The 22,521-nt window shown below is 37.4% G+C and carries 18 protein-coding genes and 1 riboswitch; of the genes, 7 read left to right on the top strand and 11 right to left on the bottom strand.

Annotated features, from left to right (window positions below; all coding sequences use genetic code 11):
- Positions 1-14 precede the first annotated feature (14 nt).
- Together AC27IF_RS03650 and AC27IF_RS03655 are read right to left on the bottom strand one after the other, a co-directional pair.
- A complete protein-coding gene (locus tag AC27IF_RS03650) occupies positions 15-3,242 on the bottom strand; it encodes an efflux RND transporter permease subunit (protein WP_487052331.1) in 3,228 nt (1,075 codons plus the stop codon).
- A 2-nt stretch (positions 3,243-3,244) separates the two neighbouring features.
- A complete protein-coding gene (locus AC27IF_RS03655) occupies positions 3,245-4,456 on the bottom strand; it encodes an efflux RND transporter periplasmic adaptor subunit (protein WP_487052333.1) in 1,212 nt (403 codons plus the stop codon).
- Positions 4,457-4,830: 374 nt separating this feature from the next.
- On the opposite strand from AC27IF_RS03655, the gene AC27IF_RS03660 reads away from it, so the two are divergent.
- From AC27IF_RS03660 to AC27IF_RS03670, 3 genes are all read left to right on the top strand, one after another.
- Positions 4,831-5,295, top strand: a complete 465-nt coding sequence (locus AC27IF_RS03660; RefSeq protein WP_487052335.1) for a tellurite resistance TerB family protein — start codon at positions 4,831-4,833, stop codon at positions 5,293-5,295.
- A gap of 36 nt (positions 5,296-5,331) precedes the next feature.
- Positions 5,332-6,174, top strand: a complete 843-nt coding sequence (locus AC27IF_RS03665) for a CvfB family protein (protein ID WP_487052337.1) — start codon at positions 5,332-5,334, stop codon at positions 6,172-6,174.
- Between the two features lie 90 nt (positions 6,175-6,264).
- Entirely contained in the window at positions 6,265-8,358 is a 2,094-nt protein-coding gene (locus tag AC27IF_RS03670; protein WP_487052339.1) for a TonB-dependent receptor, read from the top strand.
- A gap of 57 nt (positions 8,359-8,415) precedes the next feature.
- On the opposite strand, the gene AC27IF_RS03675 is transcribed toward AC27IF_RS03670, so the two are convergent.
- The 8 genes from AC27IF_RS03675 to dapA all read right to left on the bottom strand — a co-directional run bounded on the left by AC27IF_RS03675 (position 8,416) and on the right by dapA (position 16,571).
- Positions 8,416-8,538, bottom strand: a complete 123-nt coding sequence (locus AC27IF_RS03675) for a hypothetical protein (RefSeq protein ID WP_487052341.1) — start codon at positions 8,536-8,538, stop codon at positions 8,416-8,418.
- 99 nt (positions 8,539-8,637) lie between these two features.
- A complete protein-coding gene (locus AC27IF_RS03680) occupies positions 8,638-9,201 on the bottom strand; it encodes a class I SAM-dependent methyltransferase (protein WP_487052343.1) in 564 nt (187 codons plus the stop codon).
- An 87-nt stretch (positions 9,202-9,288) separates the two neighbouring features.
- A complete protein-coding gene (locus tag AC27IF_RS03685) occupies positions 9,289-11,808 on the bottom strand; it encodes a TonB-dependent receptor (RefSeq protein WP_487052345.1) in 2,520 nt (839 codons plus the stop codon).
- 93 nt (positions 11,809-11,901) lie between these two features.
- Positions 11,902-12,261: a hypothetical protein gene (locus AC27IF_RS03690; protein ID WP_487052347.1), complete on the bottom strand. Its 360-nt coding sequence runs from the start codon at positions 12,259-12,261 to the stop codon at positions 11,902-11,904.
- Positions 12,262-12,320: 59 nt separating this feature from the next.
- On the bottom strand, positions 12,321-13,451 hold the full coding sequence (locus tag AC27IF_RS03695) for a succinylglutamate desuccinylase/aspartoacylase family protein (protein WP_487052349.1): 1,131 nt from the start codon (positions 13,449-13,451) through the stop codon (positions 12,321-12,323).
- A gap of 16 nt (positions 13,452-13,467) precedes the next feature.
- On the bottom strand, positions 13,468-14,691 hold the full coding sequence (locus tag AC27IF_RS03700; protein ID WP_487052752.1) for a PLP-dependent decarboxylase: 1,224 nt from the start codon (positions 14,689-14,691) through the stop codon (positions 13,468-13,470).
- Between the two features lie 159 nt (positions 14,692-14,850).
- Positions 14,851-15,600 carry a 2,3,4,5-tetrahydropyridine-2,6-dicarboxylate N-succinyltransferase gene (locus AC27IF_RS03705; protein ID WP_487052351.1) on the bottom strand — a complete coding sequence of 250 codons (750 nt, stop codon included), beginning with the start codon at positions 15,598-15,600 and terminating at the stop codon, positions 14,851-14,853.
- Complete coding sequence (dapA, locus tag AC27IF_RS03710; RefSeq protein ID WP_487052353.1) at positions 15,597-16,571, bottom strand: 4-hydroxy-tetrahydrodipicolinate synthase; 975 nt, start codon at positions 16,569-16,571, stop codon at positions 15,597-15,599. Before dapA ends, AC27IF_RS03705 begins: the two co-directional genes overlap by 4 nt.
- Before the next feature lie 114 nt (positions 16,572-16,685).
- Positions 16,686-16,935, bottom strand: a riboswitch (Lysine riboswitch).
- A 182-nt stretch (positions 16,936-17,117) separates the two neighbouring features.
- Between dapA and AC27IF_RS03715 the strand changes: the two genes are divergently transcribed.
- The 3 genes from AC27IF_RS03715 (at position 17,118) to arcA (ending at position 20,767) form a co-directional block, all read left to right on the top strand.
- Positions 17,118-18,188 carry a methyltransferase gene (locus AC27IF_RS03715; protein WP_487052355.1) on the top strand — a complete coding sequence of 357 codons (1,071 nt, stop codon included), beginning with the start codon at positions 17,118-17,120 and terminating at the stop codon, positions 18,186-18,188.
- 128 nt (positions 18,189-18,316) lie between these two features.
- On the top strand, positions 18,317-19,951 hold the full coding sequence (locus AC27IF_RS03720) for a sensor histidine kinase (protein ID WP_487052357.1): 1,635 nt from the start codon (positions 18,317-18,319) through the stop codon (positions 19,949-19,951).
- 108 nt (positions 19,952-20,059) lie between these two features.
- Positions 20,060-20,767, top strand: a complete 708-nt coding sequence (gene arcA / locus AC27IF_RS03725; protein WP_487052359.1) for a two-component system response regulator ArcA — start codon at positions 20,060-20,062, stop codon at positions 20,765-20,767.
- 11 nt (positions 20,768-20,778) lie between these two features.
- Here arcA and AC27IF_RS03730 read toward each other — a convergent pair whose 3' ends face one another.
- The gene (locus tag AC27IF_RS03730; protein WP_487052361.1) at positions 20,779-21,135 is read right to left on the bottom strand and encodes an Hpt domain-containing protein; all 357 of its coding nucleotides are present in this window, start codon (positions 21,133-21,135) and stop codon (positions 20,779-20,781) included.
- A gap of 443 nt (positions 21,136-21,578) precedes the next feature.
- On the opposite strand from AC27IF_RS03730, the gene folE2 reads away from it, so the two are divergent.
- Positions 21,579-22,502 (top strand): GTP cyclohydrolase FolE2, encoded by a 924-nt coding sequence (folE2, locus tag AC27IF_RS03735; protein WP_487052363.1) that lies wholly within the window; start codon positions 21,579-21,581, stop codon positions 22,500-22,502.
- Positions 22,503-22,521: the final 19 nt, after the last annotated feature.

Here is a 22,521-nt window from a genome sequence, read left to right on the forward strand (position 1 = left end):
ATCGCAGATAAACGTTAACTATGTTTTGGCTCTACTGAATCTGAACCGAAAATCAATCGTTTAATAGCATTGATTAAACGTCTAAAGACTATACGTAGATCTTCCAAAATCAAATAAAGACTTGGAATAAACACTAAAGTTACGATAGTGGCAAACAGTACACCAAATGATAACGAAACCGCCATAGGAATAACGATTTGTGCTTGCGCACTGGTTTCGAAAAATATAATTGGCACTAATCCAATAAAGGTGGTTAACGAGGTTAATAAAATAGCACGGAAACGTTTAGTACCTGCATGTATAACAGCATCTTTTAATCGTTCGCCGCGTTTTCTAGCGTTATTAACATAATCCACCATAACCAGTGAGTCGTTCACTGCGACCCCTGCGGCGGCCAAAATACCGAATACCGATAAAACACTTAAGTCCATTCCCAAAACAAAATGACCAAAGACAGCACCGATAATACCAAAAGGGATCACCGTCATAATCATCGCAGCTTGTGAATAGGATCTAAGCGGAATTGCCAATAAAGAAAATATAACCATAAAGGAGATCAGCGCATCACGCACCTGCTCAGCGACGCCATCCATTTCTTCTTGAATACTGCCCGATAGTTCACTTTTCACTTGCGGGTATTCTCTTAACAATTTAGGTATAAAGTTATCACGAATATCTTTCGCAACTTCAAATGGCTCCACCTGCTCGGCATCAACACTTGCCCAAACATTAATGGTGCGATTGCCGTTTTCACGGCGAATACGAGTAACACCATCCGTTAAGTTAATCTCTGCTAATTCAGATAAAGGTAACTCGGCTCCATTAGGTGCTTGAATCATGACATCTTCCACATGCCCAACACTACTTCGTTGTTCAAGAGGGTAACGTACCATGACTTTAATTTCGGCACTATCACGTAAAATACGCTGCGCCTCTAAGCCATAAAAGCTGTAATTTACTTGTGAGGCAATATTCGCTAATGATAAGCCTAAACTGTGCGCTAAAGGTTTAAGCGACAATTGTACTTCTTTGGCACTGGTTTGGCGGGAATCATTAACATCGCCAACACCTTTAAGCGTGTTTAGCTTTTCTTTTAAAGCTTTAGCAGCAGAAAGTAGCTGAGCATCGTCTTGACTCTCTAGCCTAAAAGCGACATCACCATCATCACGGCCCCCTCCAAAGAAGTTATCACTAATAGTGAGTGATTTGACACCCGGATAGGTAGGAATTGCTTGACGCCATAAGTCCGCTAATTCAAAAGTATTAATAGGTCTATCTTTTGGAACAACTAACTTAACCATCACTTCGCCACGAGTACGGCTACGCAAGTCAACTTGCATATCTGAAATCATCGAGCGACCATATTTAGCCTCAACTTCTTGGTCCACTTTATACAGAATACTTTCAATACTAAGTAAGTTTTTCAAAGTAGCATTTTCTGAAGCATCGATATTCATTTCAATACTTACACGGGGAAAATCATGAGGGATTTTAGGTTGTCCGACATAACGTACAAAGCCACCTGAAAATAACCCAACACTTAGCAGCATTAAGCTAATAAAGAACATTAAAACTGCGTAACGGTACTCAAGAAAAATTTTCAAAGCGGGTTTATATTTATTTTCAATAAAGCCTTTTAGCTTTTTATCAATCCAGGCTCGTAATCTATCTAGAGGGTTTTTCGGGTTAAACTTTTTAACCTTCATTTTCACTAAATGCGCAGGCAGTATTAATTTTGATTCAATCAATGAAAAAATCAGACATAAAATAACCACTGCACCAATTGCTTTACTAAACGCTGATGAGGGCCCTTCGCCAAATAAGAAGGGAACAAATACCGCAATTGTGGTTAAGACCCCAAAAGTTGCAGGCATTGCGACTCTTTTTACGCCTCGAATAACATTGTCAGTTGTATGGCCGTGTTCTTCTATTTCGTCATGGGCACTCTCACCCATGACAATGGCATCATCAACAACAATACCCAATACTAAGATAAAGGCGAATAAACTAATAACGTTGATAGTTACCCCAATAAATTCCATTGGCATAAATAGTAAAGTACCTAAGAAACATACAGGTAAGCCCATCATTACCCAAAAGGCTAAACGAACACGTAAGAATAATGCCAACATTAAGAAAACTAAAATGGCACCACTTTTCATGTTGTCTAACATCATGTTCAGACGACCTTCAAGGTAATAGGTAAGATCCACCCAAGTTTCCAGCTTTACGCCTTCAGGTAATACTGCGGCCTTCTCGTCAACATACTTTTTCATGATGTCGGCAACATCAGTAATACTTTGATTATCGGCAGCGCCAACAAAAAAGGTAACAGAGTTTTTACCATTAAATTTAGAGTATTGTAATCCTTCTTGAAGACCATCAAGTACGGTAGCAATTTCACCTAATAAAACTTTAGTGCCATCTTCTAAGGTAACAACAGGAATCAATTCAAACTCATGACCTCTATAAGCTTGGTTTTCAACACGTAAATTAATATAACCATTTTCGGCTCTAATTTGTCCTGCAGACATGTTACGAGAATAGCTGCGTACCGCATTAGCGACATCGTTAAAGCTTAAGTCATATTCTCTAAGTTTATCTTTACTGACTTCCACAGCAATTTCATAATCTAAACCACTATAAAAGTCTGAGGTATTGATAGTTGGTAACTGTTGAATTTCTTGATAAATATTTCTGCCTAACTCTTTAAGCTCTATATTGGTTAAATCACCATACAAGCTGATATACATCACTTCTTGGCGGTATTTTTCTCGCTCAACTTTGATACGTTCCATACCATCTGGAAAACTTGGAATTGAATCAATAGCTGATTTAACTTCTTCTAAGACCACTTGGGGATCATAGTCTAATTCAACTTCAAACCAGCCATTAGAGTAGCCGCGATTAGAATAGGTAATAACACGTTTAAGCCCTTGAACTGACTTTAGTGCTTCTTCTATTTTTATTGTGATCCCTTCTTCCACTTCTTGCGGGGCTGCGCCCGGATATGGCGCCGCATAAGAAATCCAATTAATTTTAACTTGCGGGAACATTTGCTTGTCAATGGTGAAGGCGGTTAGCAAACCACCTACTAGGATAAACACCATTAATAAATTTGCCGCAATAGAATTACGAGAAAACCAAGCGATAATGCCGACATTAGTATCTATTGATTTATCTACTTCCGGCTTATTTTTCGGCGGAATATTGTCGTTTTCTTGTTCAGTAACAGAGCTCATGATTACTGCTCCTCATTATCGTTACTGGCTACTTGAGTTTCTTCAGATTTATCTTCTGACTTTTCCTCTTCAAGCACTTTTTCATCACTCGACAGTGCCAACTTCATACCATCAACAGGATAATCTAATGCTGAAATAATTAAACGATCGCCATTAAGAAGACCATTAGTAACGATAACATTACTGCCTTGCTGGCGAATAACATTAATAGGGGCATAATGAAGTTTAGATTCATTATCTAAAATAGCAACAGAGTCGTTAACCACTAAATAACGAGGAATTAAACTCGCGTTAGTAAGGTGTTCACCAATAATTTTCGCTTTAACATAAGTGCCGAATCTTAACGGTGTAACGTTATTATCTTCAATAATTTGATAAGGATCATGAATTTGCGCAACTAAATAGGTCATGCGGCTTTTTGAGTCGACAACCCCTTCACTTCGAGCAATATCCGCTTGCCATTCAACAGACTGACCAGCAAAAGTCCCTTCTAAACTCACTTTAGCATTATGACCCTGTGCAATTAAGAACTTTAATTGGTTATCTGCAACAGGTAAACGAACTTCAGCAATCGACGTACTTAATAACTTACCAATTTGTGCACCTGTTCCAACAAATGAACCTAAACCAATCATTCGGCTTTCAATCATGGCGTCATAAGGCGCTCTAATTTCTGTGCGCTGTAAATTACGTTCAGCTCTAAGCACTGTTGCTTGTGCTGCTTTTACTCTAGCTAGCTCCTGCGCTAATTGAGGCTTACGTAAACTTAACTCCGTCGGTGAAGTATCAGTAATTTGTTTCCATTCACGCTCTGCAACTTTACCATGAGCAACTTCTTGCTCTAATGCTGCTCTTGCTGATGCCATGGTAGCCTGCGCATCAATCAAAGCCGCATGGTAGTCATTAGGATCTATACGGGCCAGCAATTGCCCCTTTTTAACCAGACCTCCACTAACAAATACGTCACTTAACTCAACAATCTCACCGCTAATTTGCGCAACTAATGTCGTTTCATATTTTGGTTTAACAACGCCATACGATTCTACAAACATAGTCATAGGTGCTACCGATATTTCCTCAACAGCAACAATAGGCGTATTATCTACCTGTGCTTTTTCTTCAGGTGGTTTTTTCATACTAGAAAAACCAACTTTCGCAACGATCCCTACGGCTAAGATAATAATAGGTATAATAATTTGTTTTTTACTAGCCACTTCTTTTCCCTCTTCATTCAGGTGATGAATTTATATTTTTTAAACTAGGTAATTTATTGAGAAACAATTACCATATTTATTATGTGGTCAATAATAACGAATTATTAACCACTATCTAAAACAAAGTTGTAACTGTGTATTTCAATTTGTACGCCGATTTGCAAAAAAAGTAATTAAAACTATACAGAAAATAAATTTATCCTTTAAAATCATAAAGGTGCAGGGTTACTTTTTAGTTCTGTTTTTTATTTTTAATTATCATAAACTGAATAAGTAAATAAACTATTAGTATATTTCACCATATTTTAAATATTTCCAACAATGAAGTTGGCAAATTAACCACTTTTTATAATGAGTTCAGCCGAGGATATATCATGCTAGATAAAATCAGTCGTTTTTTTAATACCTTGTTAGCAGAAGATGAAAGTGCCCAAAAAAAAGAACTGTCTATTGAGATTGCTTGTGCTGTATTGCTATGTGAAGTAATGCGAGCTGATAGTGTCTTTACTGAGGCTGAACAAGAACAATTAAGTAATATATTAATTGAACAATTTAATTTAAATACCCAAGAAGTTGAAAACATTTTAGAGCAAGCTTTAGAGTTGAGTGAAAACGCCAGTGATTTTTATCAATTCACCTCTAAATTGAATCAGCATTACTCACTCGATGAACGAATCAAAATAGTCACTTTGTTATGGCAAGTTGCTTATGCAGATGGCGAGCTAGCAAGTATTGAAGAGCATATTATTAGAAAAATAGCTGACTTGTTACATCTTCGCCACAGTGAATATATCGCCACAAAAATTGCTGCCGAAACTTACAAAAATAAGGTATCATAGCCAGTTGAATTTACCCCTTTAATTTCAGGCAATTTTATGTCCCAAGTCAACGCCAATCTCGGCAAATATAACACCTTAAATATTATCGCTGTGAACGAAAGCGGCGCTTATCTTGATGGTGGCGATTTAGGTGAAATTTTACTGCCTAATCGTTATGTACCAAGCCACTGTAAAATTGGTACGAGTATTGAAGTTTTCATTTATGTAGACTCTGCCGATAGGCTCGTCGCTACTACTGAAAAGGTGCTTGGCCAGGTAGATGAATTTGTATCTCTAAAAGTTGCACAAGTGAATAAAATGGGAGCATTTTTAGACTGGGGATTACCTAAAGATTTACTGGTTCCCTATAATCAGCAGCATACAAAGATGGAAGTGGGTAAGTACTACTTGGTGCGTATTTTTCTTGATCAACGAACTGAGCGTATCGCAGCTTCAAGTAAGTTGGATAAGTTCATTGATATCTGGCCAGCAGAGTACCAACAAGGTGATAAGGTAAAGTTAACTATTGGTGGTAAAACTGATTTAGGCTTTAAAGCGATAGTCAATGATTTACATTGGGGATTATTGTACGACAATGAAATATTTCAACCTTTACGTATTGGTAAAAAAATTGATGGTTATATCAAACAAGTTCGTGAAGATGGACGTCTAGATTTAATTTTAACGCGAGGCAGTAAAAATAAAGTTAATAGTTTTGCCGATAAATTACTCGACCAACTTCAAAAAAATGATGGCTACTTACCATTACATGACAAAAGCTCACCAGAATTAATTCAGCGAACTTTAGGTGTGAGTAAAAAGACTTTTAAAGCCACGATTGGTAACTTAATGAAAAATGGCAAGTTGTTAATAGAAGATAAAGGAATTAGATTAAAGTAATTAAGCTATATTTAGCGATGTAGATTTCAACTATTACTGGCAGTTTATACTACACTATAAAGATAAGTAATAGTTGAGCCACCAAACTTAATGATAAAAACATATTTTAAAAATATAATCATTTTACTAACTTTGTACTTATCTTTACCTGCGTATGCTGAACAAGAGAGCTATGATTTTCTTGATTTAACTTTAGAGCAGCTACGTAACGTTAAAGTTAATGTCGCGTCCCTAACCCCCGAAACCATCTCTCAATCACCTGTTCCTGTAACCCTGATTACCGAGGACATGATTAAACAAAGTGGCGCATTAACATTAAAAGAGTTATTACTCACTTATGTTCCTGGCTTTAATGATATTGAAGATCAAAATGAAGTAAATATCGCAGCTAGAGGAATTTATACCTCTTCTCAGCAAAAGATCTTGATCATGATAAATGGTCATAGAATTAACTCTAGAAGCTATTCTATGGCAGCCCCAGACCATAGTATTTCACTCGATAAAATTAAGCAGGTCGAAGTATTAAGAGGTCCAGCATCTTCCCTTTATGGCAATGTTTCCTTAAGTGCAACCATCAATATAATTTTAAAAGAGGCGAGTGAAAACCAAACATTAAAAATTAAGGCGATAAAAGGAAACTATGGTCAAAAAAGCATTTCAATAACCCATGGTTTTCAAGGTGAAGACGTGTCAACTTTCCTATGGGCAAATACATTTGAAAGTGATGGTGAGACAATACATTTAGCCGCGGATCAAGTCTATACCGCTACCCCTGAAGATAATAATCAAGCAATACTAGGCGGTATTAAAGACAAAAGTAGCTACGATATAGGATTAAATTTAACTTACAAGAACCTTGAGTTTTTTATTAATTCGCACCGAGGTCATTACATAGAACCATTTTCAGGTGGTGGGTTGACTGGCGAACCTTATGAGTATCAGAGCATAAACAAAATAGAAGATTATGGTCCGGGCTTAGGTTATACAATGAATCATTTGGATTTAAGCTATGAATCAAACATTATCGGCTGGCAAAATAAAACCCGCCTTTATTGGGATGATTTTACTACTAATAGCCCTGTAGTAATCAACCCAAGTGTTCCTGTTTACGGGGCACCTCATTGGACGGATCAAACCTTAGGCATACTGAGTACTTTTGAAAAAAGCTTTGCAACAAGCACAATACTGACCGGATTCCAGTATGAAGCTTATCGCGTATTCGGGGCTCAGTTTCCGTTAGTTATCGGCGATAGTTTCGTTGAAACGGACAAAATTCTACCCAATGGACCTGAGAGTAATATTTCCGCGTTTTTCCAGTATCAAAAACACATAACAAAAAATTGGCACACGAACATTGGCGGAAGGTATGATTATAAAGACCGCAAAGATACCGATAATATTCAACAGTTCAGCCCTCGCTTAGCCCTAATATACAGTGAAGGTGATATGGATATGAAATTTTCATATGCTAAGTCATTTGTTGATGCCACCTATTGGAATCGATTTTCGACTTTACCTGCATTTATCGGGGCTAGTACCTTAAAACCAGAAACATTAGAAACCATACAACTAACGCCATCAATATTTTTACCGCAACAACAATTACAACTTACCACCAATATTTTTTATGATATGGCGAAAAATATCATCTTTCGCGACAATAGTGCAATGAGTAATAACTACAGCAACTCAGGCGAGTTAACGAGTTGGGGAATAGAGCAAGAAGCTACCTATATCGATGGTAGTTTTCAGCTTCGCTTTAGTGGTACCTATAGGCAAGCCATAGACACTGAGTTAATAAAGTCTACTCACGGCGCAATCGCGAATATTCCTGAAAAGTCTTTTAGTGTTGTCTTTGATAAGAAGTTTACCACTGATTTTAGTGGGAATTTAAATATACGGTATATTGGCAAACAGTTTTCCCCGACTATTATTCAAAGTAATGGGGTTAAGGTTGAAGATCCTTTCCCAAATCAAGGGGTGGATTTTGATGATCCAAATCGGTTTATTGATCATGCAACTTTAGTTAATGCAAACCTGCATTACACGATTACAGAGAACATTAGCGTCGGCTTTAAAGTGACTAACCTTTTGGATAAACAGCATTTACAAGGTGGTTCAACTTTACACCCTTACCAAAAACCTGGACGCTGGTATTCGGCAAATATAGAGTTCAGTTTATAGTAATAGTGGTTAGCTAGAAGTTATTAAAAACCTCTAGCTATGCTAACCACATATGCTTTAGCTTAAAATAGTGAACCAACCCATTAACATTGGTAATAATGGCATGGCAACTAAAGCAACTAACACCATAGCTAAATGACGTTTTGAACTCGCATCTTTAAAATCTTCATTGTGTGACATCTTGACTGCTTCCTAAAATGGCAAAAAAACGAGCGCATTTTAACGGTTCAAGTGGGCAAAGCAAAGTTTTATTTGATCTATATCAAGTATTTTTGATATTTATAATGCAGGTTTAATGGCAATGATTTGGGCAATAGCTTGTGGCTTATCTGTAGTATTCTCAACGATCCCTTCAAAACTATATATTATTTCCCAATCACTAAATTGCTCCACCAACTCATTAGTTTTCAATAAAAAATCAGGATTTTTGGGGCGGCCAAAGCTAGCTTGCTGCTCAGTAAAGGTTTCATAAATCACCATACCTCCTGGTTTAACTGCCGCTTTTATTTGTGTAAACAACTGTCGATGTAAATATCGAAAAACCATAATAGCGCTAAATTTTTTCCCTTGAAGTGGTGAGCTTTGCTCATTTTCAAAGTCGACTTGCCAACGCTGTGCCAGCGATTGTTGATTTTTGCTTAGGTTTGTTAAAGACAACTTAACATTTTCCAATGCCTCGTCTTTTATATCAGCAAACGTTGTGGGAATGTTGTGTTCAATTAAAAAAAGGCCATTACGCCCATTGCCACATGCAAGATCAAGTACACTACTTTGCTGCTCGGCATGTAAGCCTTGCAAATGAGTTAAGTACTTATCTAACAAAGGAGAATGGGACAATTTCAATGGCCTTTTCATTATTTCCGTATAAGAGAATGTACATATAAGAAGAGTTTCTCTCTTATACGTACGTGTTAATTTAATTGATACTAATTAAAAGCTGCCACGAATACCAAGACTAAAACTACGCCCAGGTAATGGTGCATCTTCTTTTAAGAAAGAAGAATGTACAAAGCCTAGTTCATCAGTTAAGTTTTGGCCTTTAACATACAAGACAATATCATTATCCATAATATTTAAACCCGTACTGCTTAAATAATAGTTAAAGTTAAAATCAACAATCGTATAAGCATCTGTAGGAGTTTCAAGCGGCGCAGTATTATCTTGCTTAAAATAATGATTCACTGATAACTCAGTAGCAAAACTATTCGCTTGATAATTTAACGATGAGCCTATTCTCATTGGCGGCGTACGTGGTAAATAGTCACCATTAGTTAATTTTGCATTAATATAGTCACCAAAAACAGTCAACTTTAATGGGCTTGAAATTTGATAGGCAATTTCTGCCTCCAAGCCGTACATCTCAACATCAGCTTGCTGATAAATTAAAATGGGTAGTCCTTCTTCTTCATGCTCTTCATGCTCTTCATGCTCTTCGTGATCATCGTCTGCTTCATGTTCTTCGTGACCATCTTCAAAAACTAGCCCAGTATCTTGTTGAAAGTAGAAGTCATTAACTCGATTATAAAAAGCACTCACTACAAAACCAAAATCGCCTTCAAACTTACGCCAAGTTAAATCGATACTATGGGAGGTTTCAATATCCGGTGCATTTTCAGCTAGCTCTACATGAATTTCATCGCCATGCTCATCATGTTCATGATCTTCTTCTCCATGCCCTTCATCTTCTTCAATATGTAAATCAAACATAGCTCCAATTTCAAAAGTGTTAGTACCGATATGCGGGCCGAATGAAAATAATTCAGCAGATGAAGGCGCTCGTTGTGAAAAGGCAACAGATAAGCCTAGATTGTAGCCGTCTTGATAATCCCAAACAAAGCCTGCAGAAGCACTAATAGGAGTAAAGTCTTGCTGTTCAAATGACACTAACTCTTGTTCATGATCATCAAAACCAATTAAGGTATCATCAGCCTCAATAGACACCTGCTCAATTCTAGCGCCTAATTGTACTAATACATCACCAAAGTGTTTTTCTTCAAGCCAAGCAGCAGCAAAACTGTCAGTATTCGAAGGTGGTGTGAAAGCTTCATCACCAATAGCTTCAAAATCTGAGCCTTTATAGTGTAAAGTCCAAGCACCTTTCCAACCTTGGTATGTTTGATGATATAAGTCGACTTTAAACTCGCTACTTTCATTATTAAAAATCGTTCCTATAGCGCCGTCTTCAATCTCTTTATGTTGATAATCTGTATAGGCAAACCTTGCTGAAACTTGTTTAAGGAAACTGTCATCAAAGTTAACTTCACTGAGTAGTTGTATTCTATCTTGGCGCATTTCTGCACTGGTACCTACTTCAAGCTCCTCATGTTCATCATGCTCTTCTTCTTCATGATGATGCTCATGACCCGGAATACCATAGTCTTTGCTTATGCTACCGTATGAGAAGCCAACGAAACCTTGCTCAAATAAATAACTTGAGCCTATGGTAAAGCCACTTGATTCAGAGTAACTATCCGCTAGTGTATCTGAGCTTTCTTCTTCGTCATGCTCTTCGTGTTCATCGTGATCTTCTTCATGTTCTTCTGCTGCAAAGTCTTTAGGTAGTTTATAGTTACCTGCATCTCGCCAATAGCCGTCAAGATGTACTGCAAACTTCTCTCCGCCTATCTCTAAGCCTTTTTGTAATGAAAGGCCTGCTTGTTTCTCGTCAGAGCCATCGTTATATTGTAACAACCACTCAGCCATAGTCTCATCAGACGTTGGTACGCGGTTGTCAACAACATTAACAACACCACCAATGGCACCACTGCCATAAAACAATGTTGACGGCCCACGTAAAACTTCAATTTGTGTCGCTGTACTCGTTTCAGTTGAAATAGCATGATCAGCCCCTACACGAGAAGCATCCCCAACATCTAAGCCATTTTGAGTAATTAACACTCTAGGGCCATCTAAACCACGAATTATTGGACTACTGGCTACTCCACCATAGAAGCTAGAGTGTACGCCAACTTCATTTTTTAAGGTTTCACCTAACGTTGATGCTTGTTTTAATTTTAAAGCATCACCTGCAAGTACATTAATAGGTAAAGCTGATTCTATTGACGATGAATGCAAAGGCGTAGCATAAATATCGATAACTTCTAATACAGAAGGCGATAACTGAATTCGTACACCAGAGATGTCATCTTGCTTAACCGTTATAACTTGATTGCTATGGGTGTAATTTGAAGCACTGGCATGTAATTCAACATCGCCAGATTTTAATTCTGATAAAGTAAAGAAGCCCTGCTCATCACTAGTAACTTTCTTATCACTACCATGAATTGTAATTGTTGCTTCACTGATAGCTTTCCCTTTAGGATCAACTATTTGACCAGTAATATTTTGTGCTAAGGCTAGTGAGCTAGTTGTCGTTGCAAAAACCGCTAATGATAAAGTACACGCAGTTGAGACTTTGCTTAAAGGCAAAGGGATATGTTTTAAGAACATAAAGGTATTCCAATAAAAATGATTAAGACACACAAAACGTAAAGGCTCTAAAACCTAGTAATTTAACGCCTTGTGTTGATATAAATTAATGAGTTAGTTTATTGAGAATCTAGGTGGTGCTCTTAATTGCGGATAAATAAAATAGTGATGAGTCGCTTGTGTGGCTGTTATTTTTTGGAACTTAACTCTATAGCTATCAATTGAATTAACAACTAACTCAACAGAGTCGTTCGATGTATCTAGCCCTTGGTGGCAGATATAACATTCTTGCGGCTCAGCATTTACCGAATGTTCAACTAAATGATCGGCATGGGCAAGTGTCGATAAAAGAAACAACAACACAAAAACCATGAATGCTACTGCAGTCATGGTACGTGGGAAATGTTGTGAATTTTTCTTTGCTTGCGAAATTAAGGTCATATCAAGTGTGATAATATAACATGAGTACATCATCTACAACTTGTTTTAACTGCTTAGTTTAGAAAATATCGCCTTTCTAACTTCACTTTTCGCTAGATTTCAAAATAGTTACTAAAGACTTTATATAGCTCAGTGCCTTGATTAACGCTGGCAGAAGCAAAATGTAGTATGGGTAACACTTCTCTATCCAGGCTGATATTATGTAAAGGATCGCCATCGCCATAATTATCCATACGCAAAATACGCGCTAGCGGTTTACCTGCCGGCAGTGGTTGCCCAAATTCGGCCAAGTAATCTACCATGCCGCCTATAGGAGCATATAAGGCTTTATAATCTTTAAGATAACAAGCGTAACGAGTCATTTCTTTTGGGGTAAAGTCGTTACTATTGACCACACCTTTGTACTGTAAATAACTTAAGATCCCTAACGCATCTTGATGCGCCACATCCAAATCAATCTGTTCTTGAGAGCCAAGCTCAACGGTGAAGCTTTCTTTAGCAAAGCTCCCCTCACCCATAGTTAAATTTCTACCCAACGTTTGATAAGCTTGTTGTAAAGACCACCAAGGACAAAATGTCGCCTCATCCATTGCGCCATCAAAATCATTTGGAATAAAAATAGTATGAGGAATATTAAAGTAATTCGCGCTAGTTTTAGCATATTCAGGGCAATATAAATGCTGGCTAGAAATAGGTCCTGTATGCAAATCTAAAACAATATCCGCTTGATGCGCCATACGTTGCAGTTGATAAGCGATACGTTGACCCGTTGTTAATCCCCAAATGTTGTGATCTAACTTTTGCTCTATTTGATCTAACAACAGCTGTTGAAAGCGGCTAGCGACTTCTTCATCACTACTATCAATGTTTTGCTCAGCAAATGGTGTAATTACCGTCTCATCAAAATGGTACATGCGATTCCAATTGACTCCGGTAATGGGATCAAATCGGCCTAAAGTATATTCACCATTTTTGTGGTTACAAGCCACAGGGTTTGCATAAGGCACTAAGGTGATATTTGACTGAATATCACAATCTTTTAATAACTCAAGTAATTGAAAAATTACCGCATTACCTTGCACTTCTGCGCCATGCATATTCGCTTGAATATATACATCAGGTGCTTTAGTTTCTGCACATTCATAGGTATAAACAGGTACGGTTAGCTTAGCGCCACTGGCCATTTCACCTACGTGCATGACTGTTTTTTTAAAGATATTCATTTGCTTCACCATTAGCTTAGGCTAAATAAGAGCTAGCGGGTTGCGCAGCTCTAACTTCAATAAGTTTACCTTCATCAATAACATATTCTGCCGCCAATTGATGACATAAAAAGAAAGGCATACTTTCAGTAAAACCATAAGCACCACAATAACCAAACACTAGCTTATCTCCCACTTCAACATCTTGTGGAAGTGGCAAGTGACCTAGCTTATCCATACTGGTACATAGTGGTCCATGTAGGTCAAAATTTTGGCTAGGGGCATCTGATTGACGCAGTAAGGTTACCGGAAAAGGCTGATCGGTAATGGCAGGACGGATTATATGATTAATACCTGCCGCTAGCACTAGCTGCTCTTGTTGATAGTTCATTTTTTTATCAACTACGGGGACCACATAATAGCCACACTCTGCGACAGCGAATCGTCCTAACTCAAGCCATAACTCTTCTACGCCAGCCTGTGCTTTTATATCCGCTAAATCAGAGATAATTTGTTGCCATGATAAGGTACTCCCTTCATTAAGGTAATCAATGCCTAAGCCACCACCTAAATCAAGAATTTTCAGAACCATGCCAATACTTGTAGCCAAATCAGTTAATGGTGCAACCATTTGCCCCCATAATGAGTACATTTTTTCATTGCTGAGCATATTGCCCCACTGAAAAATATGTAAGCCGCAAATATTTAACTTCGGATAGTCATTCACTTGTACTGATTGCCATTCTTGTACTGACAAACCAAATGGCGTTAAGCTATTACCACCTAAAGGATTTTTCTCGCCATCTGGCCATTGTAATTGTACTCGTAACAGCACAGTTGGCGGCTTAGCTATACCTTGCTCTTTAATAACTTCATTTAACCAATTCAGTTGATTCAAACTCTCTACCACAAAGGTTTGCACACCTAATTGAACAAATTCGGTTAACTGTTTTTTTGATTTCGCCGGACCAGTATTTAATACTCTTGCAGGAGAAACTCCTTGCGCCAACACTTGCGCCAATTCTCCTGAGCTAGCAACATCAAAATCAAAACCTTCGCTATCCAACGTTTGAATCACTTTAGATAAAGGATTAGCTTTAACAGCAAACCACAGTTTAATCACATCTTGCTGCTGTAGTTTCGCCAAATGTTGTTTTAACGCATCCAGTTGATAAACAAAATAACCCTGTTCATCTTCTGGTGAATTATGCGCAAGTAACTTGCTTTCAATACTGGTGTCAAACCAAGTGGGTTTAGTCATCATAACGATTCTTTTTTATCTACTTTAATCTAAAACTCGGATCATTAACTATTCAGCTTTAAGCTGTAGGGTTCAAGTTAAAGGAAAAGCACGGAGTTGATGACTATCAATGAGTACTTTTAACGCCTAAATTGAGCTCTACAGCAACAAGGTGCTTAGTTAACGAAGGATTGATTCCAACTCTAAGGAAGCGTCACTTTGTTCATCACGATATTTAACGATAAGTGCACAAGCCATATTTAATCCTTGCGCTTGTGCCCACTCACCTTTAACAGGGCGAGTGCCCGGAACAACAACAGCACGTTCAGGAATTTCAGCCCCTTTTTCACGCATCACTTGGTTAACACAATCATAAACCGGTACTGATTTTGATAAAGAAACGCCCGGTGCTAATACCGCGCCTTTTTTCACCACTATACCTTCAACAACCACAACGCCAGCACTTAAAAAGGCATCATCTTCAATGATTACTGGGCTAGCGCCGATTGGCTCTAATACACCACCAATTTGAACCGCTGCTGATACATGTACGTTACGACCAATTTGAGCGCATGAGCCAATTAGCGCATGACTGTCAACCATGGTGCCACTATCGACATAAGCGCCAACATTAATATAAGCAGGAGGCATAATAATAACGCCTTCGGCGACATAAGCACCAGCTCGAACTGATGAGCCACCAGGTACTAAGCGTACGCCATCTTCAGGAGTAAATTGGCGAGCGGGTAAATTATCTTTATCGACAAAGCCTTGATAATTACCATCAAAGCTAATATTTACGCCTGCTTTAAAGGCAGACAAAATGCCTTGCTTTACTTCAACATTGGCATGCCAATCGCCATTTTCATCTTGATTTGCTGCACGTAGTGCGCCTGTTTCTAACTGTGCTATAACATCTTGCCAGTTCATGCGATATTCCTATTGTTAACTGTATTAATAAAAGAAGTTTGATTAGCTTGTGCTAACCATTGATTAATTTGTTCATCAAAAGCTAATAACTTAGTGCTACTAGTAAGCTCTAGATGAGTTAATGGTGGTCGAAGTACTGATGTGCTAATCATGTTTTGTTGCTGCATCAATACTTTTACAGGTATGGGATTGGCGACACTAAAAAGTTCATCAACAGCATTATTCCACAAAGGAAATATATGCTGCGTGTGCCCTGATAAACATTGTTGTACATAGGTGTTGGTGGCTTCTGGCCATGCGTTAGCACAAACAGACACCAAGCCTTTCGCACCGGCAGGTACTAAATAAGGTAGCATGGCATCTTCACCGCTGTATAACTCAATATTAGGACAAAATTGGCGATAGCTTAGAAATTTATTAACATCACCACTGGCTTCTTTCATTGCCCAGCAATTGGGGTGATCTTGAACATTTTGAACGGTCGCTATTGGAATTTCTATGCCGCTACGTGATGGTACGTTATAGAGCATACAAGGAAACTTAGCGGCATCGAGTAAGGCATTAAACCATTGAGTTTGTCCTACGACTCCCGGTTTAGAATAAATAGGTGTACCTAATAAGTAGGCATCAACACTTAACATATTGCAGCGGTTTACCCATTCAACTTGCTCGGCTAGGTTGTATCCACCTACCGCGACCATAATTGGGACTTCAAGCTCTAAGTTACAAACAAACTCAACAATATTAATTTGCTCATCGCTAGTTAAGGCTAATCCTTCACCGGTACTACCCAACAACAATAAAGCGTTACCCGCTTGAGCTTGTGCTGTGGCAATTTTCTTAAGGCTGTCATAGTCAATTTGATTACTTTCAAGAAAAGGAGTTACCAACGCAGTCCACAGTGGGAATGCATCAAGCTTGCTCTCTCCACGATTATTCGTAGATACATTTATCGAAGATTTTAAATTCATTGCTTTCGAACTCGTTAATTTCTGCGATTAGCAGATTAGTTCGGAGAGCTAGGAGGCGTTTACAAAGAGCCGAGCACACCTAGTAGATATTGGGTGTTTACTGGCATTTATGCAAAGGCCAGAAGCTCTCCACTCAATTATTAATTATCAGAAATAATTTAATAACAGTGACAGTCGTCGGGATTCAGCCCAATATTATCATCTTGATAAAACGACCGATAAACACTTCATCAAAAAAGTATTTATCTCGGCGTTAATCCCCCTCATTACTATCAGCAGAGTTTGATCTCTGTGTGAAATACTTGCTCATAAATAAACAAGTTCACCATAGTAATTACCTGGTTAACGCTCCTCTTCTGGCCCCTTTAGAATCTGACAATAAAACATCATCAGATTAGAAATAGGGACACGACTATTTAAGCATTTTTATCGTATTAGAGTCAATGCTCTTTTTTATCATTCACCTTTATTAATGATAATAATAGCCATCAAAATTTGCATAACGTAGAATAGCTACTTCTAAGCGTTACAAATATTCCATCTTATATGTCTACATCAAACTCTGCTCTTACTAACATCAGCCAAGTATTATTGCGTAACAGTGAATTGTTAATTGCCAAAACACCATTATTTGTGAATTTTATCAACGATGGCTTTATCGAGCATTATCTAGCTGAAAACCCGAAAGCGACACTCAGTTGTTATAACACTAATTTTAGTGAATATTGTGCTATTAACGATAAGCATCAGTCTCAAATTACAACCAGTTTTACAAGTGAATACCACAGTGATCTGAGTCATGATCTAGTTATTATTAACTTCCCCAAAAGTAAAGATGAATTGGCTTTTACCCTAGCCATGATTGCACCTTATTTACTACTTGATGCCAAAATAATACTGGTAGGTGAGAAAAAAGGCGGAGTACAGTCGTCGCCAAAACTCACTCAACATTTTTTGCAAAATTGTCAAAAGATTGATGCTGCTCGTCATTGTTTGTTATTTGCAGGGATTGTAAAACCAGAGAATTTAAAAAAGCCTTTTGCTATAGAGGATTGGTTTAAATATTATCAAATTACCATTCATGATATTGAATTGACTATTGCTTCTTTACCGGGTGTGTTTAGCCAAAAAAAACTTGATGTAGGTACGGCATTATTACTTGATAATTTACCTCAGGTGATGCAAGGAAATGTTTTAGATTTTGGCTGCGGTGCTGGTGTTATAAGCTGTTTTATCGGTAAGAAGTTTTCACATACAAACTTATCTTTACTTGATGTTAGCGCATTAGCCATCAGCTCTTCGAAAAAGACTCTTGCTCTTAATGGTTTATCAGGCAATGTATTTGCATCAAATAGCTTATCGAAGTTATCTGGAAAGTTTCAGCATATTGTTTCAAACCCGCCTTTTCATCAAGGAACTAAAACGAGTTACCGAGCAACAGAAGAGTTCTTACAGGGTATCAATCCCTTTATGACAAGTGAGGCCAACATTACCGTGGTCGCTAATAGCTTCTTACAATACTTGCCCATAATGAAGGAAAATATTGGTGCGACTAAGGTGGCCACTCAGGCTCAAGGATTTAATATATACTACTGTCAGAAAACAAAAACCGGTTAAGTATGTTATCAACGCTACTATGAGTAAAAGAATCAATTGCGCGAGTCTAAAATTCGCATCTTGAAATGGTTTGCGTATAATTATCTCATAAACTTGAAATATCAACTTTTTTCAACGATTGTAAAGCTATGAATTCAAAAAGTCAGTTTACTTCTAATAGACGATTACTGTTGACCAGTACTCTAGCTGTGGCAAGCTTCGTGCTGCTAGTAAGCTATATCAGTGCAATTCTTATTGCCCATGATAGAGAAAAATCACAACTAGAATTAAATACCACAGCTTGGGCCAATTCATTAGCACAAGTAAGTGCCCCGTATTTAATAGAAAATGATAAAGACGGACACAAACAACTTAAGGAGCAATTAACGAAAGTGATTACTGCTCCTTATATAAACTATGTTCATGTTTATGCAAAAAAGCCCAATGACGAAGTTAGTTATTATTTAGGGTTTAATAAAAGTATTTATTACCCAACCATCCCAAACAAAACAAGCCAAATTGATGAACTTTCTCAGCTTACCTATCATAAAAACCATTTAGAGATTATCGTTGAAATTAAACGTGATCAGCAAGTATATGGATATCTATACATCCAAACTAATTTAAAGGATGTAAATAAATTTATAGAAAAAATAATATATATCGCTGTGGCGTTTTTTATCACAGGCATTATATTTTTCACTTTCTTAGCTTTTAGAGTTCAGAATAAAATCAATCAGCCCATTCGTACTATGGTTGAAACAGTTCAACAAATATCGCAAAGCAAAGACTATGGTCAACGCTTAGAAAAGTTACCGCTTATAGAGCTTGATATTTTAGCGCAAAACATTAATGTGTTGCTAAATAGAACTCAAAAACATCTAATAAAACAAGATGATATTCACCAATTGGCACTACTTGAGAACAGCAATTTAACCAAAAAAGTAACAGCGAGAACTGATGCATTAAAAGAGTCCAATCAAGAGCTACTTTCCACTTTAGAGAAATTACATCAATTCCAAGGTCAATTGGTTGAAAATGAGAAAATGGCGTCTTTAGGTGATATGGTCGCAGGTATTGCTCATGAAGTTAACACGCCAATAGGTTTAGGAGTCACAGCTTCTTCCTTGATGTCTGATAAGTTAAATGAAATTAAACAAGCATTTGAAGATAAAACGCTCAAATCAAGCCAGCTTAAAAAGTTTTTGACTCAAGGTGAAGAGAACTTAGGGATTATATACAGAAACTTGGAACGTGCAGCCAAACTAATATCAAGCTTTAAAAAGGTTGCCGTTGATCAATCAAGTGCAGAAACACGCCAATTTAACGTTAAAGAATTAATTAACGAAGTTATCTTAACATTGAAGGCCAAACTAGATGAAAAGCCTGTTTCTGTTACTGTTGAATGTCCCGAGGAATTAGTCGTAGAAAGTAAGCCAGGACCAATTAGCCAAATTCTAATTAACTTGGTGGTAAATGCTATCATTCATGGCTTTGATAATCAGGAAAACTGTCATCTAAACATTTCTATCATATACTTAAGTGAGCAGTTGCATATTAGTTTTCAAGATAATGGAATTGGTATCGATGAACATATCAAAACACGGATTTTCGAACCTTTCACTACCACAAAACGTGGTAGTGGTGGTAGTGGCTTAGGGATGCACTTGGTTTACAATTTAGTTACACAAGCATTAAATGGCCATATAGATTTTGAATCAAATAAAGGTGTTGGTACAACTTTTGAAATAACAGTGCCTGTTATACTTGTTTCTGGACAATGATTTAAATATTTTATTATGTATTTGTGCAATATTCTTGTTATTTAATACATACTTAGTTAACATGGTTAATTAGATGTTAACCATTCCCTACAGAGCAACGGAAATAACATGGAAAATTACCAAATTCTTATTGTTGAAGATGAAGACGTTACACGTTTTAATTTACGCAATTTATTTGAAGCCGAAGGTTATCAAGTCTTTGAAGCTGTTGACGGTGAAAGTATGGCTGTAATGCTCAGTCAACAAGCAATAAACCTAGTTATTATGGATATTAATTTACCAGGTAAAAATGGTTTATTACTCGGTAGAGAGCTTACTAATAATAAAAATTTAGGCTTAATATTCTTAACTGGCCGAGACAGCGATATAGATAAAATTCTTGGCTTAGAAATTGGCGCTGATGACTACTTAACCAAACCGTTTAATCCTCGTGAGCTAACAATTAGAGCGCGCAATATTCTTAACCGTATCGGTCAAGCTAGTACCGAAGAAGATGAAGAACAATCAATCATCACTTTCAATGGCTGGACATTAAACGGTAACTCTCGTGAAATGACATCGCCAAAAAATAACGTTATAGCAATTCCTCGAGGCGAATATAGAGCGTTAAGGTTATTAATTAAAAATGCTGGGCAAATTGTCTCAAGGCAAGAGTTAATCAAAGAAATGACCGGTAGAGATCTTCGTAGCAATGACAGAACGGTTGACGTTACCATTCGTCGATTACGTAAACACTTTGAATCAGATCCCGATACATCAGAGTTAATTAATACAATTCATGGTGAAGGTTACCGATTTGTTGGTGTTGCGGATTAACCCATTGAGGGTTAATTATTTTCTAACCAATAGTTGAAGTCATGTATCGCCGCTTGATTATGAACAATAAGCTCAGTTAATTGCTGAGCTTTTTCTTTTGTGTCAGCGGTAAGTTTTTCCATGATAACTAACCGAGCGTGTAAAGATTTTAAACCAACACTGCCGGCAGCTCCTTTCATTTTATGGCAATGATCTTGCCATAATTCTGCATCATCATTTTTTACAGCATGGCCTATATCAGTAAGGTAGTTGGATGATTGCTGCTTGTACAATGCCAACATCTTTTTTACCGTTTCTATCCCTAAACTTTGAACATAACTACCGAGTAAATCTACATCTAGCTGCGATACTTCATTTCCAATACTCATAAACCAAGCTCCATCATGTATTTATCATACTAGTCTATCAAGCTTTTAGATGTGCACCAATATAGCTTACCCCTTTAAAAATTTTTAGCTGTTAAATATTCTATACAAGGCCGTTAAAATTAATTTAGTGAAAGCAAGCAGGCTTACTTCCAAGACATTATATTTATTATTCGCGTTCCAATTTAGCTCTAATAACTATTATTTTCCTCACCCAACATTAATTCTCTTTCATCTCAGGTGACTTTTAAGCTGCTAGTGGATATTGATTGTATTCATAGCCATCATATTTATATTTACAGTTTTTTCTTGTTGCTTGAATATCAATAATGATTACTGTGAAAAAATAAGATAGAATGTGCGCCCTTGAATTTACTTGTTGTGCGGTTACTTAGCTATCATCGCACGGCCCTAGTTAAGTATATATAGCTTAAAGCGGAGTCATAATGACGACAACGATGCCTGATATTGCCAATCATACCACAGCCCAAACAGAAGGAACGTTAGACTGGGTTGGCATGAGTAATATTGAAATGCCCATCATGGTTTCCTCAAAAGGTGAGAGTGAGCGTATGGTTTCAGCCCATATTGACGCTTTCGTCAACCTAAAAGAAGCACAAGCGAAAGGCATACATATGTCGCGCCTTTATTTGCTTCTTGATGAACTGTCCACTAGTAATGTTCTTAATTATCAGAGTCTAGTTACCTTACTTGATGGCTTTATTAGTAGTCATAGCGATTTAAGCGATCAGGCAAAAGTTGTTTTTAACTTTGAATATCATTTACGCAGAAAGTCCTTAATAAGTGGTAAAGAAGGCTGGAAAGCTTACCCAATAAAATTAACGGGTCACTTTAATCAAGGAAAGCTTAATATTGAAATGGCGGTTGATGTTCGATATTCATCTACTTGCCCATGCTCTGCGGCCTTAGCTAGGCAATTAATCCAAAAAGCATTCCAACAAAAGTTTTCAGATGTTGAATTAAATGCAGAATCTGTACATGAATGGTTAGGCACTACGGAAGGCATAGTTGCAACCCCTCATTCACAACGCTCTATTGCAGAAGTGAAAGTTAAGTTAAACAGTAGTATTAGTGATTTCCCGATAACAGACTTGGTTAACTTAATTGAAGATTCTCTGCAAACACCTGTTCAAGCGGCGGTTAAACGTGAAGACGAACAAGAGTTTGCTCGTCTCAATGGCCAAAATTTAATGTTTTGTGAAGATGCTGCCCGTCACTTACAATATAGTTTGAATCAAATGCAAAGTTTTGATGACTTCTGGTTAAAAATAAACCACCTTGAGTCTCTACATGCGCATGATGCCGTAAGTATCACCACAAAAGGTATTATTAACGGTTATCAACCTTAAACTAGGATAATTATAGAGA

It is taken from the genome of Colwellia sp. KS18-150 (genome assembly GCF_057551365.1).